Annotated in this window: 12 protein-coding genes and 1 pseudogene; 9 read left to right on the top strand and 4 right to left on the bottom strand. The window is 45.5% G+C overall.

Features of this window, described 5'->3' with window-relative positions:
* Positions 1-31: 31 nt before the first annotated feature.
* Positions 32-2,821 (bottom strand): insulinase family protein, encoded by a 2,790-nt coding sequence (locus tag ACRN9H_RS07380; protein ID WP_432313118.1) that lies wholly within the window; start codon positions 2,819-2,821, stop codon positions 32-34.
* Between the two features lie 431 nt (positions 2,822-3,252).
* Here ACRN9H_RS07380 and sixA point away from each other — a divergent pair, with 431 nt between their 5' ends.
* Positions 3,253-3,723: a phosphohistidine phosphatase SixA gene (gene sixA / locus ACRN9H_RS07375; RefSeq protein ID WP_220772986.1), complete on the top strand. Its 471-nt coding sequence runs from the start codon at positions 3,253-3,255 to the stop codon at positions 3,721-3,723.
* A 117-nt stretch (positions 3,724-3,840) separates the two neighbouring features.
* On the opposite strand, the gene smrB is transcribed toward sixA, so the two are convergent.
* A complete protein-coding gene (smrB, locus tag ACRN9H_RS07370; RefSeq protein WP_105252090.1) occupies positions 3,841-4,371 on the bottom strand; it encodes an endonuclease SmrB in 531 nt (176 codons plus the stop codon).
* Positions 4,372-4,451: 80 nt separating this feature from the next.
* Here smrB and prmB point away from each other — a divergent pair, with 80 nt between their 5' ends.
* The 6 genes from prmB to ACRN9H_RS07340 all read left to right on the top strand — a co-directional run bounded on the left by prmB (position 4,452) and on the right by ACRN9H_RS07340 (position 10,095).
* Entirely contained in the window at positions 4,452-5,396 is a 945-nt protein-coding gene (prmB, locus tag ACRN9H_RS07365; protein WP_432313117.1) for a 50S ribosomal protein L3 N(5)-glutamine methyltransferase, read from the top strand.
* A 124-nt stretch (positions 5,397-5,520) separates the two neighbouring features.
* Positions 5,521-6,615: a chorismate synthase gene (gene aroC / locus ACRN9H_RS07360; protein WP_028761043.1), complete on the top strand. Its 1,095-nt coding sequence runs from the start codon at positions 5,521-5,523 to the stop codon at positions 6,613-6,615.
* A 66-nt stretch (positions 6,616-6,681) separates the two neighbouring features.
* Positions 6,682-7,857 carry an MFS transporter gene (locus tag ACRN9H_RS07355; protein WP_432313116.1) on the top strand — a complete coding sequence of 392 codons (1,176 nt, stop codon included), beginning with the start codon at positions 6,682-6,684 and terminating at the stop codon, positions 7,855-7,857.
* 59 nt (positions 7,858-7,916) lie between these two features.
* Positions 7,917-9,095, top strand: a complete 1,179-nt coding sequence (locus ACRN9H_RS07350) for an ATP-NAD kinase family protein (protein WP_432313115.1) — start codon at positions 7,917-7,919, stop codon at positions 9,093-9,095.
* 5 nt (positions 9,096-9,100) lie between these two features.
* Complete coding sequence (locus ACRN9H_RS07345) at positions 9,101-9,385, top strand: YfcL family protein (RefSeq protein ID WP_076498130.1); 285 nt, start codon at positions 9,101-9,103, stop codon at positions 9,383-9,385.
* Positions 9,386-9,390: 5 nt separating this feature from the next.
* The gene (locus tag ACRN9H_RS07340; protein ID WP_432313114.1) at positions 9,391-10,095 is read left to right on the top strand and encodes an RNA methyltransferase; all 705 of its coding nucleotides are present in this window, start codon (positions 9,391-9,393) and stop codon (positions 10,093-10,095) included.
* A 94-nt stretch (positions 10,096-10,189) separates the two neighbouring features.
* Here ACRN9H_RS07340 and mnmC read toward each other — a convergent pair whose 3' ends face one another.
* Together mnmC and ACRN9H_RS07330 are read right to left on the bottom strand one after the other, a co-directional pair.
* Positions 10,190-11,452, bottom strand: a complete 1,263-nt coding sequence (gene mnmC / locus ACRN9H_RS07335; RefSeq protein WP_432313154.1) for an FAD-dependent 5-carboxymethylaminomethyl-2-thiouridine(34) oxidoreductase MnmC — start codon at positions 11,450-11,452, stop codon at positions 10,190-10,192.
* A 159-nt stretch (positions 11,453-11,611) separates the two neighbouring features.
* A pseudogene (locus tag ACRN9H_RS07330) lies at positions 11,612-12,304 on the bottom strand (FAD-dependent cmnm(5)s(2)U34 oxidoreductase); the annotation flags it as partial.
* Between the two features lie 138 nt (positions 12,305-12,442).
* Here ACRN9H_RS07330 and fabB point away from each other — a divergent pair.
* Positions 12,443-13,654, top strand: coding sequence for a beta-ketoacyl-ACP synthase I (gene fabB, locus ACRN9H_RS07325; protein ID WP_432313113.1), 1,212 nt, complete (start codon positions 12,443-12,445; stop codon positions 13,652-13,654).
* A 159-nt stretch (positions 13,655-13,813) separates the two neighbouring features.
* On the top strand, positions 13,814-14,944 hold the full coding sequence (locus tag ACRN9H_RS07320; protein WP_220772967.1) for a 4-phosphoerythronate dehydrogenase: 1,131 nt from the start codon (positions 13,814-13,816) through the stop codon (positions 14,942-14,944).

The raw sequence follows: 14,944 nt of genomic DNA, 5'->3' as shown, positions 1-14,944 counted from the left end.
GCGAGCAAATGTGTGAGTAAAAATGTTCTGTCTAAAAATTAAACTTCTCTGCTGTTTGCTTAAAAGTCTTGAGATCGGTAATCATTTTTTCTGATAACAGTGGTGCTTGGGTTTTATGCTCTTCACCAGTGCTAAATAAGACTAAGCGGTCACTGTGTTTAGTACGCATTCTACGCATCATAAATTTAAGTAAATCGGTACGGGTGAGTTTGGCTATCTCATCGACAACGATTTCTCTTTGGTTAAATTGATAATCTCTATTACCGACACTGACCCAATAACGTTGACTACGCGTTTTGAGATTCGCATCATGTTCCATTATTTGGCTAATTAAGCCTACCTTTGTGCTTTCCCATTCTTCATTAGTAATTTGCATCACCGCATAATTAAAGTCGGCAATAAACTCATCGATTGCTTCTAATAAATGCAATGGACCGGTTGTGGGTGACTGTATATAAAAAATGAGTCCAGGATGACGATTGAGTGGCAGATAACCTGTCCCGACCATATAGCCCAATTGCTTTTCGGTGCGCAGTTCATGGAAGAAGGTGGACGACATAGTGTGATTAAGTAAGCTAAATAGCGCCATTTTTTCTGGCGTTGCCACGGCTGATTGGTAATAGACTATGATTGCGCTGTCTTGATGATCTATAGCGAGTTCTCTTAACAACGTACCTTGGGCGGTTAGATTGACTAATTCTCTGGTGGACTCGGCGCTTGGCGTCGAAACTAAGGCTAAAATGTGCTCTAAGCGTTTGCCGAGAGCTTGAGCTTCTGAGACTAACCAATCCCCATAGACTAAACCTTCGAGGTAAATTTTTTCGTAAAAGGCGCGTACATGATCATGTAAATCTTCTAGGCTAATGTCTTCCAGCATTTGTGCCATGCGTGCGGGTTCATAACTGCTTTTTTGCAGTGTAACGGTCAGGCTAGTAAACAATTGTGAAATGGGTTTAGCTTGGGCCATATTCTGCCAGCTGCGCAGTAATTGAGATTTAATCAGCGCAAAACGATCTTCAGTAAAATTACGTTCCCTCGCTTTATCAATTAATAAAGCCAGCAGAGTTTCTTGATTACCCGTGAATCCAGATAAATGTAGAGTAATGCCACCTTGATGCGGATAAATATTGTAACTTAAGCCCGCGACTTCAGCCTGATAGGTTGGCTCGGTCAAATAATCTAGCAGCATTTCAACATATAAGCGGGTGAGGGCGGCATGCTTTGGCGTTTTACTCGCTTGTTCTGAATCCAGTGATAAATACATGTGGCCTTTCGGCACATTAAACTCATCATCTTTCTTATGCCAAATACGGTATCCAGTTGATTCAGCGACGATCACAGGAACATCTACATCACTCTTATCTGGCCTGGGAATAGAGTCCGCTACGATAAAAGGGTTCGGCGTAGGTAGTTGTAATTCATTACGAATATGCTTAACTTGCCAGCGAGCAAGAGATTGTGGTGCAATCGTGCTGACTTTATAAGGTGTGTGATACCAGTTCGCTTTACGATCTGTTTTAACCGATTGCGCGATAAGCTGTAGACGCATGTTCGATGGCGTCATTAGCTCAAGTAACTCGATAGTCTCAGGGATATCGAGTCCATCCATGCGGTAGTCGCCAAAGACTAAGTCTTCAACGTCATAATGATGCATATTGATGCTGAGATGGCTGGCTAAATCGAGTGATTTTACTTGTTCTTGATAACGAAATGCCATTTTAAGTAAATTTGCGCGTTCTAAATAACGCCATTCATCTAACCCTTGGGTTTTGATGAGTTCTATATACTCAAAACAACAACTGATAATCTCATCAAGATTCGCCAGTCCCTTATCGGTTAACTGCAAGCCGATACTGTAATCTTTAAAGTTATACCCGTTTACGCCGCCGCCCGCAGACAAGTTATTCACCAGTCCTTGCTCTTTAAGATAGGACAACAGACTACCTTGGCTCTCATTACCTAAAATATGGCTGATATAAGTCAAAGGTTTACGTTTGTAGTAGTGGTCAATTCCTGGGAAGTTAAAACTGATACTTAAACGTTTTTGTTCTTTAAGCGGCACAATGTTGATTTGAGTTAATAGTTCTTTTTCAGAGAAAATAGGCACTTGAGGATAGTTTTTAACTAAACCTAAGTTCTGTATGCCACTAAAATAATGGTTTGCTAAGTCTTGTAATTCATCAAGAGAAAGTGGCGCGACTAAGCACAGTGTCATTAAGTTGGCACTGTAATGGCTTTGGTAAAAGTTGAGTAATTCGCTACGAACTTGCGCTTGTTCACCGCCTAAAGTGACTAAGTTACCGACAGAGAATTTTGAAAAAGGGTGGAGCGGGTTAACGGTTTCTTTTAGCACTTGATAGGTTCGGCGGATATCATCTTTGAGCTTTAAACTAAATTCAGATTCAATGGCTTGTCGCTCTCTATCCACTAATTCTAAATCAAATTTAGGTGCGATAAAAAACTGGCTAAATCTGTCTAAAGAATCGGCAAACACGTCTTCATTGATGGTGAAAAAAAAGTTGGTGTGCTCAGTACCTGTCCAAGCGTTATTATTGCCACCATGTTGATTAATAAAAGCGTGATACTCGCCTGAATCGGGGAACTTCTCTGTGCCAAGAAAGAGCATATGCTCTAAGAAATGCGCCATACCGGGTCTATCGGCGGGATCATCGAAATGACCTACGCCTACAGCCATGGATGCCGCCGCTTGGCTGGCATCTTGATCTTCAACTAATAGCACCCTAAGCGCGTTATCTAATACAAGATAACGATACTGGCGGTGATCATTTGGACTTTTATATATGGACTGAGAGGCTTGCAAAGAGACACTCCGGTAACGATAGCTTGTTATATATTGATAGTCTTAATGGTTTTTAGCAAATATCTCTTGTGTTTATCGACTAAAGATTAAGTCTTATACCCAAACCACCTCAAAATGCAGGATTCAGCGGGAATTTAACGCACTTTAGGCAATGCGGTTATTTGCAGACCTAGTGGACTAAGTTAAAAATAACTAACACAGCATAAAGTGCGTTAAAACCCGCCGGGATGGAGCGCCTAGGGTACTCCACTTCCGTGTTGCATCAATTTAAAAGGTGGCCGACATTCTGTCATTGATACGCCTTGAATTGAAGCACCCTAGGCGCTCTGAACTCGTATTTTGAGGTCGCTTGGGTATACATGGTTTGTTGAAACGGATTTTAGGGCTACAATTGGGATAAAACAAAAACACGTGTGAGTCACGAGATAAGTATGCAGCTATTTTTGATGAGACATGGTGACGCAGGATTTAATGCGCTGTCTGATAGAGACAGAACGCTGAGCGATGTAGGCAGGCACCATACAGTATTGATGAGCAACTGGTTAGCGCGCAGTGTGACCGATTTCGATCTTGTTTTAGTAAGTCCTTACTTACGTGCACAGCAAACTTGGCAAGAGCTAAGTCAGCATTTTCCTGAGCCGCGTAAATGGTTAGTGGCTGACGACCTTGTACCCGCTGGTGATCCCGCGAATGTTGCAGCCTTAGTTGCGGCCTATGCTGAGTTATATAAAGCCGATAAAATACTCGTGATTGCTCACATGCCTTTATTAGGTTATTTGGTGAGTGAGTTAGTGGCAGGTGTGGAGCCGCCTTTATTTGCGACATCGGGTATTACGCTCATTGATAAACATGCTGAGCAAGCTTCAATCGTCTGGCAGCACGCGCCCCACAGTATCAGTTAATGTTGTTCCATATCGTGATTGCAAAATAAGTACAACAAACGGCCCACCTTAAGGTGGGCCGTTTGTTTATCTTAATTGAAAGCAAATGTTTTAATGGCTTAAGTTTAGTCCAGAACATTAACGTCTATGCGGCTGCTCACCAATATCAATTAGCACTAATAACGCCGCATCGCCGCCCCATTCTTTAGGCGCTTGATGGAAAGCCTTCACCATAGGATGCTGTACTAGCCACATAGGGACTTGCTGTTTCAATATACCGCTGCCGTAACCATGCATAATGCAGCAACACAGGCTTTGCTGTTTAACGCAGGCTTGGATCAGTGCCGCTAACTCAAGTTTGGCTTCTGATTGGCGATAGCCGTGTAAATCCAGCAGTAAATCTGGCTGGTAATCGCCACGTCGCAGGCGTTTGAGTTCTAAACTGTCAACACCTTCTTCTAACCAACGCATCGGCCCTTGTACAGGCAGTAGTGGTTGATAAGTATCTGAGAAATAACTATTAGCATGCAGTTGCTGCTCTTTCAGTTCTATTTCCTGTTTGGTTTTTAAGGGCATGCGAAAGTGTCGTTTATTTTGGGTGATGGGTTTAATTCCATCAATAAGCGCTGAGAACATCGCCAAGCCTTCTTTGTCGTCGTCTTTATTCATGGCGGGTATTCTATTGAATCCTATGGTTTCTGAATAGAGTTCAGTTACAATGTTTGCGAACAAACTAGCGGGAGCACGTTTTGGATAAGATCTTTGTAGATGAAGCTGTGACAGAATTACGTACTATTGGCGATATGTTACGTTGGGCCGTGAGCCGTTTTAACGATGCCAATGTGTATTATGGTCATGGTACTGATAATGCGTGGGATGAAGCCATTGCCTTAGTTTTCCATGCCTTACACTTACCCGAAGAAATCGGTCAGCAAGTGATTTTAAGCAACTTGACCAGCAGTGAAAAGCATAAAATTGTCGAGTTGATTATTCGCCGTGTCAGGGAGCGCCTACCTGTACCTTATTTGACTAATAAAGCGCGTTTTGCAGGGCTTGAGTTTTACGTTGATGAGCGCGTGTTAGTGCCACGCTCACCGATTGCTGAAATGATCGCTAACCGTTTTAGCCCTTGGTTATACGGCAAACCGGTAACGCGTATTTTAGATTTATGTACTGGCAGCGCTTGTATCGCGATTGCCTGTGCCTACGAATTTGAAGACGCCGAAGTTGATGCGCTAGATATCAGTCAAGATGCCTTAGATGTGGCGCAAATCAATATCGAAACCTTAGGGGTCATGGACAGAGTGTTCCCGATGCAGTCGGACTTATTCTCAGCCATTCCAGAAGGGCCGCAATATGATTTGATTGTCTCAAATCCGCCTTATGTAGACGCCGAAGACATTGGCGATATGCCTGATGAATATCATCATGAACCTGCCATTGGTTTAGCCTCAGGTCGCGACGGGTTAGATTTAACCAAGCGTATACTCGCCAATGCCGCGCAATACCTCACGCCAACGGGTTTACTCGTGGTCGAAGTGGGCAATTCTATGGTGCATTTGATTGAGCAATTCCCAGAAGTGCCATTCACTTGGATTAATTTTGAAAATGGTGGCGATGGCGTATTCGTATTGACCCGCGATCAACTGGTTGAAAATCAGTCGGTATTTGGTATTTATCGCGACGCACAATAGCCTAAGATAGCAAATTAGGTTGAGACTTTTCCCGCTGCCAGTTAGGCTTGCAGCGGGAAAATAAATTGTCCAGTACTCGCTGGGCGCGGAGCGATGAACAAATAACCTAAGGTGTACAAAGCGGATGTCTGGAAACAGTATTGGTCAAAATTTTGTAGTGACGACGTTTGGTGAGAGTCACGGTGTTGCGCTCGGTTGCATTATTGATGGTTGCCCTCCAGGGCTTGAATTAACCGAAGCCGATATGCAGCACGATCTTGACCGTCGTCGTCCTGGGACATCCCGATATACCACGGCCCGCCGTGAGCCCGACGAAGTACGGATTTTATCCGGCGTTTTCGAAGGTAAAACCACGGGCACCTCGATTGGACTCTTGATTGAAAATACCGATCAACGCAGTCAAGATTACTCTAATATCAAAGATTTATTCCGTCCAGGACATGCCGATTATACCTACCAGCAAAAGTACGGTATGCGTGACTACCGCGGTGGTGGCCGCTCTTCAGCCCGTGAAACCGCGATGCGGGTTGCGGCGGGTGCGGTGGCTAAAAAGTATTTAAAGCAAGTTCACGGTATCGAGATCTACGGCTATATGTCGCAGCTGGGCCCTATTTGTGCGCAGACCATTGATCTTGACCAAATAGAGCAAAATGCCTTTTTCTTCCCCGATGCTAGCAAGCTTGAAGCGCTCGATGAATACATGCGTGAGCTGAAAAAATCCGGTGACTCCATTGGCGCGAAAATCTCCGTTATCGCGACAGGTGTGCCAGTGGGTTTAGGTGAGCCAGTATTTGATAGACTCGATGCCGATATCGCCCACGCGCTGATGGGTATTAATGCCGTCAAAGGTGTTGAGATTGGGGATGGTTTTGGTGTCGTGACGCAAAAGGGTTCCGAAGGCCGTGACTTAATGTCGCCGCAAGGCTTTGAATCTAATCATGCGGGCGGTGTGCTCGGTGGGATTTCATCGGGTCAGCCGATCATTGCCCATATTGCCTTAAAACCCACATCAAGTATCAGTGTGCCGGGCCAAAGTATGACGGCGCAGGGTGAAATGGCCGAAGTTGTCACTAAAGGTCGTCACGATCCCTGTGTTGGGATCCGAGCAGTACCGATTGCCGAAGCTATGCTTGCCATTGTGTTGATGGATCACTTGCTAAGGCACAGAGCGCAAAATCAGGATGTTCGTAGTCATACGCCAGTGCTTGGTATGCGATAAGTCGCATGAAATAGCTGGTATGCGATAACGATACAATGAGTAGCATGAGATAAATGGAATGCGTTAATGTCAACTTCTTCTAGCACAAGCCGGCAATTGCGCTGGCTTTGTGCCTGTTATTTTTTCTTCTTTTCAATTCTTGGTACTATGATCCCTTATCTTGGGGTCTTTTTTGAAAACCGCGGTTTTAACCCTCAAGAAATTGGTTTTTTACTCGCCATTCTTATGGCGACGCGCATTGTTGCACCCAATGTGTGGGCTAAAGTAGCTGACCGAACAGGCATGCGCGCCGAGCTGATTAAAATGGGCGCGGGGGCCGCAGCACTGACCTATTTGAGCTTTTTCTACCACGGTGGGTTTGTGTATATGGCGCTCAGTTTGGCCTTATATACTTTCTTTTGGAACGCTATTCTTGCCCAGCTTGAAGTGATTACCCTCGAAACCTTAGGCGAGAATGCCAGTCGCTATGGCCAAATACGCAGTTGGGGTAGTGTGGGCTACATTTGCTTGGTGGTGAGTGCTGGCTTTGCGATTGGTCAGTGGGGCACAGAAGTGTTGCCCTATATCGGCCTATCATTATTTATGGGTATGTTAGTGTGCGCGCTGCCATTACCCGCCAATCGTTTAGTGCGCGACATTAATCAAGTTCGAGTACCGTTACAATGGAATAAAGCGATTATTTGGTTCTTAGTCTCGGCGATGTTGTTGCAAATGAGCGCGGGACCTTTCTACGGCTTCTTCGTCTTATATTTAAAACAAGCGGGTTACTCAGAATCCTCAGCGGGGATATTTGTCGCCCTTGGCGCGATGGCCGAAATCGTGATGTTTATGTTCGCGCCGCGGTTACTTGGCCGCTATGGCGTTAATACCTTATTGATAGTCAGTATTGGTATGACTTGCCTGCGCTGGTTGTTGGTCGCCTTTGGAGTGGATAGCGTGTTGTGGTTAGGGATAAGTCAACTTTTACACGCCTTTACCTTTGGCTTAACCCACGCGGCATCGATTCAATTTGTGCATAAACATTTCGATGCGAGTCATAGAAGCCAAGGTCAAGCCCTGTACGCTAGTTTAAGTTTTGGGGTTGGCGGCGCGCTCGGTACTTGGATTTGCGGCTATATTTGGGGCGATGGTAGCGGGGCGGTTTGGTCGTGGGTATTTGCCGCAGGATGCGCTTTTGCCGCTATGCTGGCGGTATTCTTTATCCCTAAGGATAAACCGAGTGTTACAGCCCATACGGCCTAGTCATATCCATTAAGATAAAAAATATAAAAATCAAAAGATTGCGTTAAGTGAGGTAAAGGGTGATTCGGTTTCGTTTAGGGTTAGTTGTCAATCCGTTGGCTGGCTTAGGTGGCAGTGTTGGCCTTAAGGGCAGCGATGGCGTTGCGCAAGAAGCGCTTGCATTAGGCGCTGAACCCAAAGCCGCCTTGCGTATGATGCAGGCCCTAGAGGTAATCCGTGATTATGCTGATGACATCGAGGTTGTTACTGCTTCAGGCATCATGGGTGAAGACGCCGCTAAAACACTCGGTTTTACCACGCGAGTGGTGTATCACACTCCTGAAAAAACCCAAGCACGAGATACCCAAGCCGTTGTGCGCGCATTGCTGGATGAACCGCTAGATTTACTCCTTTTTGCCGGTGGTGATGGCACCGCTCGCGATGTTTATTCTGTGTGTGAACAAGCCGATATTGATAACAAATTACCCGTGCTGGGCGTGCCTGCGGGCGTTAAAATCCATTCTGGCGTTTATGGTATTACGCCCCATGCGTCAGGTATGGTGGTGAAAATGTTACTCGATGGCGAGCTTGTTAGCTTAATGTCCGCAGATGTAATGGATATCGATGAAGTGGCTTTTCGTCAAGGCACAGTGCGCGCCAAACGATTTGGTGAACTTTTAGTGCCTGCCGAGCCGCGTTATGTGCAAGCGGTTAAAATGGGCGGTAAAGAAGTCGATGAACTCGTGTTGGCAGATATTGCCGCCGATGTGATTAATCAAATGGAAGATGAGCTTTACATCATAGGTTCTGGTAGCACCGTTGCCTTTATGATGGAAGAATTAAAGCTCGATAATACCTTGTTAGGTGTTGATCTTATTCAGCATAAAAAACTCATTGGTAGCGATTTAACCGCGAATGAGTTACTTGAGCTTACCCAAGATAAGCCAACTAAATTAGTAATTACCTTGATTGGTGGTCAGGGGCATATCTTAGGGCGCGGTAATCAACAGTTGTCGCCTGCGCTTATTAGGCGCATCGGAAAAGACAATATTATTATCCTCGCCACAAAAACTAAGTTAAAAGCACTTGAAGGACGACCACTAATTGTGGATAGTGGCGACCCTAAATTAGATCGCGAGCTTGGCGGCTATTACAAAGTGATTACCGGTTACCATGATTACGTGATGTATCAGGTGGCTAATCCAGATTTATTGGCTGCAGCCAATGCGCCCGTAAATTCAGTATCAATGGAGAGTTAGATTCAATGTTAGAGCATTACGAAGACGCATTAGAACAGTGGATCGCCAGCGTAGTCAGCCATGGTGATGACGATGCCTTGTTTGCCTGTGGCTATTTACAGGGCCATGTGGCCGTGGTGTTGTCACAACTTGAAGCACAGGGTGAAACCGATATCGATGCCCTCATGTTGAAAATGACCGATTGTTTAGCACTGGCGCGCCAAGAATTAAACGATGCCGACTACGCCTTAGTTGAGCAAGCATGGGCACAGTTACATGCCAAAATTATCAGTGAGCTGGATGTAGCCTAAATACGATGTTGATTTCAGAACCGCTACAAGTGGCAATAAGTGATTATTTACAAGACTTTAGCTCGGTATTTATCGGTTTAGTGAACCCTAAAACGCCAGTTAATGTTGGCGGCATTATGCGCGCATCGGGTTGTTATGGCGTTAACGGCGTATTCTATACCGGCAGACGTTACGAGCTCGCAGCGCGTTCAGGCGCGGCGCAATATCATGTTGATACTAAAGACGCTGGCGAGCATATTCCGCTCATGGGTGTTAACTCATTATTAGAATCAATTCCGGCAGATACTAAACTGATTTGTGTAGATTTAGTCGTTGGCGCAACGCCGCTGCCCGATTTTGTCCATCCACCGAAAGCCTTTTATGTGTTTGGCCCTGAAGATGGCACTATTGGCCAAGACATTATCGATAAAGCCGATGCCGTAGTGTATGTGCCTACGGTTGGTTGTATGAATCTTGCGGCATCGGTCAATGTGTTGCTATATGACAGATTGGCTAAATCCCACCGTGAGGCTGCAAACCTGACATCGAGCCTAGTACCCAGTCTTAGCGGCGATGCGCTGATCCGCCAGAGTCGCGATAACAACAATCGTACTCGGGTAAAAGTACCCAGAGCGCCGCGAAAACCTCGACATGTTAAATCCAGTAGTGTTGAGCCTAGCTGCCTTGAACCTAGCAGCAGTGATAACGGGATAGTCATCACAGCAGCTTAAGTTGTTTAAAAATAAAATTTTTAAAAAGGGATTAAGCCAAGGCTTAATCCCTTTTTTATGGCGCTCAACAACGTTATTTCTAGCGATGTATCGCTTAAAGCGCTTTGCCCTTAAGTAACTTTCGCAGCCACATACGATTGGGGTTGAGTTTACACAGGGTGGCTTTATCGAGCGGTATTGGCTCGCCGCAAAGCTGCGCCGCAAGACATTCGGCAGCTAGTGGCCCTGAACTTAATCCCCGTGAGCCCAATCCGCCAAGAATATACAGCCCTTGATGCACGGGGGCTGGCGTGGTTTGCCAGTAGTGGCGACTTTCTTTAGTGAGTTGATGTTGCTCATAATCCTTAAGGATTTTAGGCACGTCTGGCGCACAGCCCATCATAGGGAAATGATCCCGCGTCACCATTCTCACCCCAACACGGGCATTGTTGCCACTCATGTCGATATCTTCAAGCCAAGGCTGATTGGGATAACTCTCGTGCATTTTCATGAGGTTTTCTTGTTGTTCCTGCGGACAAAAGTCTAAATGTTCGGGTTCTTTAACGTAACTCGCGCCAAGGCAGTGGAGCCCTTGGTGACTTGGCGTTAAATAACCGTTTGCGCACAGCACAGTTGCGAGCTGACTCAATTGAAATTGTGCGGGTACATGGCTGACTTGGCCGCGAAAAGGGCTGATTTGTAATTGATTACTGGCATCAAATTGCGTGAGCTCTGCGCCATTAGCGAGCACGAGCTGAACAAAGGGGCCAAAACGACGATTGTCTGTTAATAAATACCAACCATCGGTTTGGCGCTCAATGTTAAGGATGTCAGTATTGGGATTGAGTTTGACCTCGGCCAGTTGCATCGCTTTTTGTATCGCAGCTTCTGCATATTCAAATGGGCAAACCCAGCCACCTAAAGGATAAAAAAAGCCGGGTTTATCAAGATTGATCTTGGCAATGGAATTGGCTTGCTCAGCATCGACGGCGTAGGCTATTTCACTTGGCCAGGGTTGGCCTTGAATGATTTTATCGAGTCGTAATTGGCTGCGTTCATCGTGGGCGGTTTGCAATACGCCACAAAAATCATGGGAAATCGACGTCTGATTGTCAGCGGAGGCGGATGTCAGCGCCTGCACTCTACGTCGGCTAAATAAAAATGCTTGCTGGAAGAAGCAGCTCAATTCATCATTTTCGGGCGTGAGTAACGGATAAATCGCGCCCTGACGGTTGCCCGATGCGCCTTGGCCGAGCTGGGCATCTTTACAAAATAGTTGCGTGCCTTGGCCGCGCTCTGCTAAAGACAAGGCTAAATGCGCCGAGGCTAATCCACCCCCAATAATGGCAACTGGGGAGGATATCGCTGAGGATAACATTGGCGCCGTAGGATTAAAGGCATAGGCTTTAGTATCTTGCTGGCGTAAGACGTGGCGCTCGTGTAACAGTACGGCATTGCGCTGGTCATTAACCAGCTTTTCGGGGAAGCTTATATCATCACTATTACTGTAATCACAGCGACTATAATCATTGGTATCATTTACCTCAAAACCGCAGGTTTTCATGCTATTAAGCGTCGTTTCTGTTAATCCCACTCCTGCAATCGTTGCATTATCATCACTGAGTTTAGCCATTTGCCAGTAGATTTGAGAATGTAGCAGGTTTTGCAGATGGGGCAGCACTAGCCAGTGGCAAATGGGATGCTGTGGCGAGTGGGTGAATGACGAGAGTTGAGTGTGAATATCACCAAAGTGCAAATCAATTGTGATACGACCGTCATCAAAAATAAATCTTTGACAGCCTATAATAGCCGCAGGCGCAGCATAGAGTAAGGTTTGCGCTAATGGGTTGAGCTTAGTACCAAACTTAAATGTGAAGGCTGAATCAAGCTTTAATTCACTGCCTAGTTCAGCTATTGACGTGTGTGATTGATCCCAAAGTAATTTAAGTTCGTACGCATTAATGGGATTAGGTTCGAAGACTTTAAGCAGTAAACGTTGGTTTAGGTTGTCTTGTGCGTGCCACCAAGATAACATTTCGAGCCCGTTACCTAAGCCTATCTGTCCTAGCACGAGCAGTTTTTGTTGTGCATTAGCCTTAAATATCTGCTGCTGATAAACGCGCAATTTGCTGGCATAGTGCACATCAGTGTTATTTGTTGCGGGATAAAGGTTGATTAATTGCTGGTAATCACGCTTAATTTGGCAAGGTTTATCGAGCTCTGCAGTCAAAGAAATTTACTCTCGGTCTCATAATAGGCATTATTTTACGCATCTTTATGGAAAGCTGACCACTTAATTGAGTCAAAACAGATATTATTGGCTCAGCGAAAAGTAGGTACTGATATGTACACAATGGGTAGCAATAAAATGAAAAGAGTCGTGATCACCGGAATGGGTGTTGTTTCAAGTATCGGTAATAACAAGCAAGAAGTGACCGAGTCACTGAAAGCGGGCCGCAGTGGTATTACGCATTCCGCTCAGTTTGAAGAAATGCAGTTACGCAGTCATGTATGGGGTAACATCAAGTTAAACCCAGCTGAGCATATCGATCGTAAAGCACTGCGCTTCATGGGCGATGCTGCAGCTTATGCATACATTGCAATGCAAGAAGCCATTAGCGATGCCAATTTAACGGAAGAACAGTATTCAGATCCTCGCGTAGGTTTGATTGTCGGTACTGGCGGTGCATCATCGTCTAACCAAGTACAATCTGCAGATACTCTGCGTGAAAAAGGCGTTAAACGTGTTGGCCCGTATATTGTGCCACGTATTATGTCGAGCACCGCCAGCGCTTGTTTAGCCACACCGTTTAAAATTAAGGGCATGAACTATTCAATCAGTTCAGCTTGCGCAACCAGCGCCCACTGTATTGGCCACGCTGTAGAGCTTATCCAAATGGGTAAGCAAGATATGGTATTTGCTGGTGGTGCTGAAGAAGTGGATTGGACATTGACCATGGGCTTTGATGCTATGGGCGCACTGTCAACTAAGTACAATGCCACACCTGAAAAAGCGTCGCGTACCTATGATGCTGACCGTGATGGTTTTGTGATTTCTGGCGGCGGCGGTATTGTTGTGGTTGAAGAGTTAGAGCACGCTCTGGCTCGCGGCGCAAAAATTTATGCTGAAGTGATTGGTTATGGCGCATCGTCAGACGGTTATGACATGGTTGCTCCATCGGGTGAAGGCGCAGTTCGTTGCATGAAATTAGCCATGGCCGATGTCGATACTCCGATTGATTACATCAACACTCATGGCACTTCAACGCCAGTCGGCGATATGCGTGAGTTAGAAGCGCTACGTGAAGTATTCAAAGACCAATGCCCTCCTATCGCATCGACTAAATCGATGACTGGCCATGCATTAGGTGCTGCAGGTGTGCATGAAGCTATTTACAGCTTGTTGATGATGGAAAACAGCTTTATTGCTCCAAGCATCAATATCGATAATCTTGATGAAGCGGCTAAAGGCATGCCAATCGTTAGAGAATATCGCGATGCTGAACTGACTACCGTTATGAGCAACAGTTTTGGTTTTGGTGGTACAAACGCCACGTTAGTGATGCGAAAATTTAAATAAGTTTGTTTATCTAGCAGTATAAAAAGGAAGCTTCGGCTTCCTTTTTTGTTGGTGCTTTTTGCGAACCTGTTGCATCGGCAAGGATTTATCTCTTAAGTCTTGTTAGAATACCAAGCATCTTGATGCCTTCCTTTGCCACATTTTTAGAATCAGGTGCCTATGAAAATTTTAGTCGATGAAAATATGCCCTACGCTACGGCTCTGTTTAGCGACATGGGTGAGGTTATTCCGTTCAATGGTCGCAGCTTAACGGCTGCGCAAGTGCGCGACGCTGATGTGTTGCTAGTGCGCTCGATAACTAACGTTAATGCGGAGTTGCTCGCGGGTAATCATCAACTGAAATTTGTGGGCAGTGCCACTATTGGCACTGACCATGTGGATTTAGCTTACCTCGCAAAGTGTAATATTCCCTTTTCCAATGCGCCGGGTTGTAATGCCACCGCCGTCGGTGAATTTGCTTTTATTGCTATGCTGGAATTAGCGCAGCGTGTTAACTCACCACTGAAAGGAAAAGTGGTCGGTATCGTTGGTGCGGGTAATACCGGAACTGCAACGGCAAAATGTTTACAAGCCTATGGTATTAAAGTGTTACTTAATGACCCCATTAAAGCTGCGGAGGGCGACCCACGCAGTTTTGTCAGTTTAGATACCATCATGGCGCAGGCCGATATCATCAGTTTGCATGTGCCAATCACGCGCACGGGTGAGCACAAGACCAAGCATTTATTCGATGAGGCGCGTTTAAGCGCGCTAAAGCCAAATACGTGGCTAGTTAATTGCTGCCGTGGTGATGTGATTGATAATCAAGCGCTTATTAAGGTTAAGCAAAAACGTACGGATCTTAAATTAGTGCTCGATGTGTGGGAAGGTGAGCCTAAACCCTTGCCAGAACTGGTAAAGCTTGCAGAGTTCGCCACACCGCATATCGCAGGTTACAGTTTAGAAGGTAAGGCGCGCGGCACTTTTATGCTTTATCAAAAACTGTCTCTGTTACTTAATCTTCCTGCGGATAAAAGTCTTATCGATTTATTGCCGACCTTCAATATTAAGGAAGTCGAGTTTATGACGGCGCCGAATGAAAAAGCCTTATTACAACTTGCGCGCTTTGTTTATGATTTGCGCGACGATGACCTGATATTCAGAAATACATTCTTAAATGAGAATGGCTTTGACATTATGAGAAAAAATCACCTACATCGACGCGAATTTAGTGCATTGGCACTGGCTTATAACAACCTATCTGATGTAAATTGGTTGTCCAATTTAGGTTTTTCAGGAGTCGGTCAGTAG

The organism is Shewanella sp. MF08487, assembly GCF_050848685.1.
GTDB classification, from domain to species: domain Bacteria; phylum Pseudomonadota; class Gammaproteobacteria; order Enterobacterales; family Shewanellaceae; genus Shewanella; species Shewanella glacialipiscicola.
The sequence above is the reverse complement of the archived record's forward strand: the minus strand, read 5'-3'. Positions and strand labels throughout refer to the sequence as shown.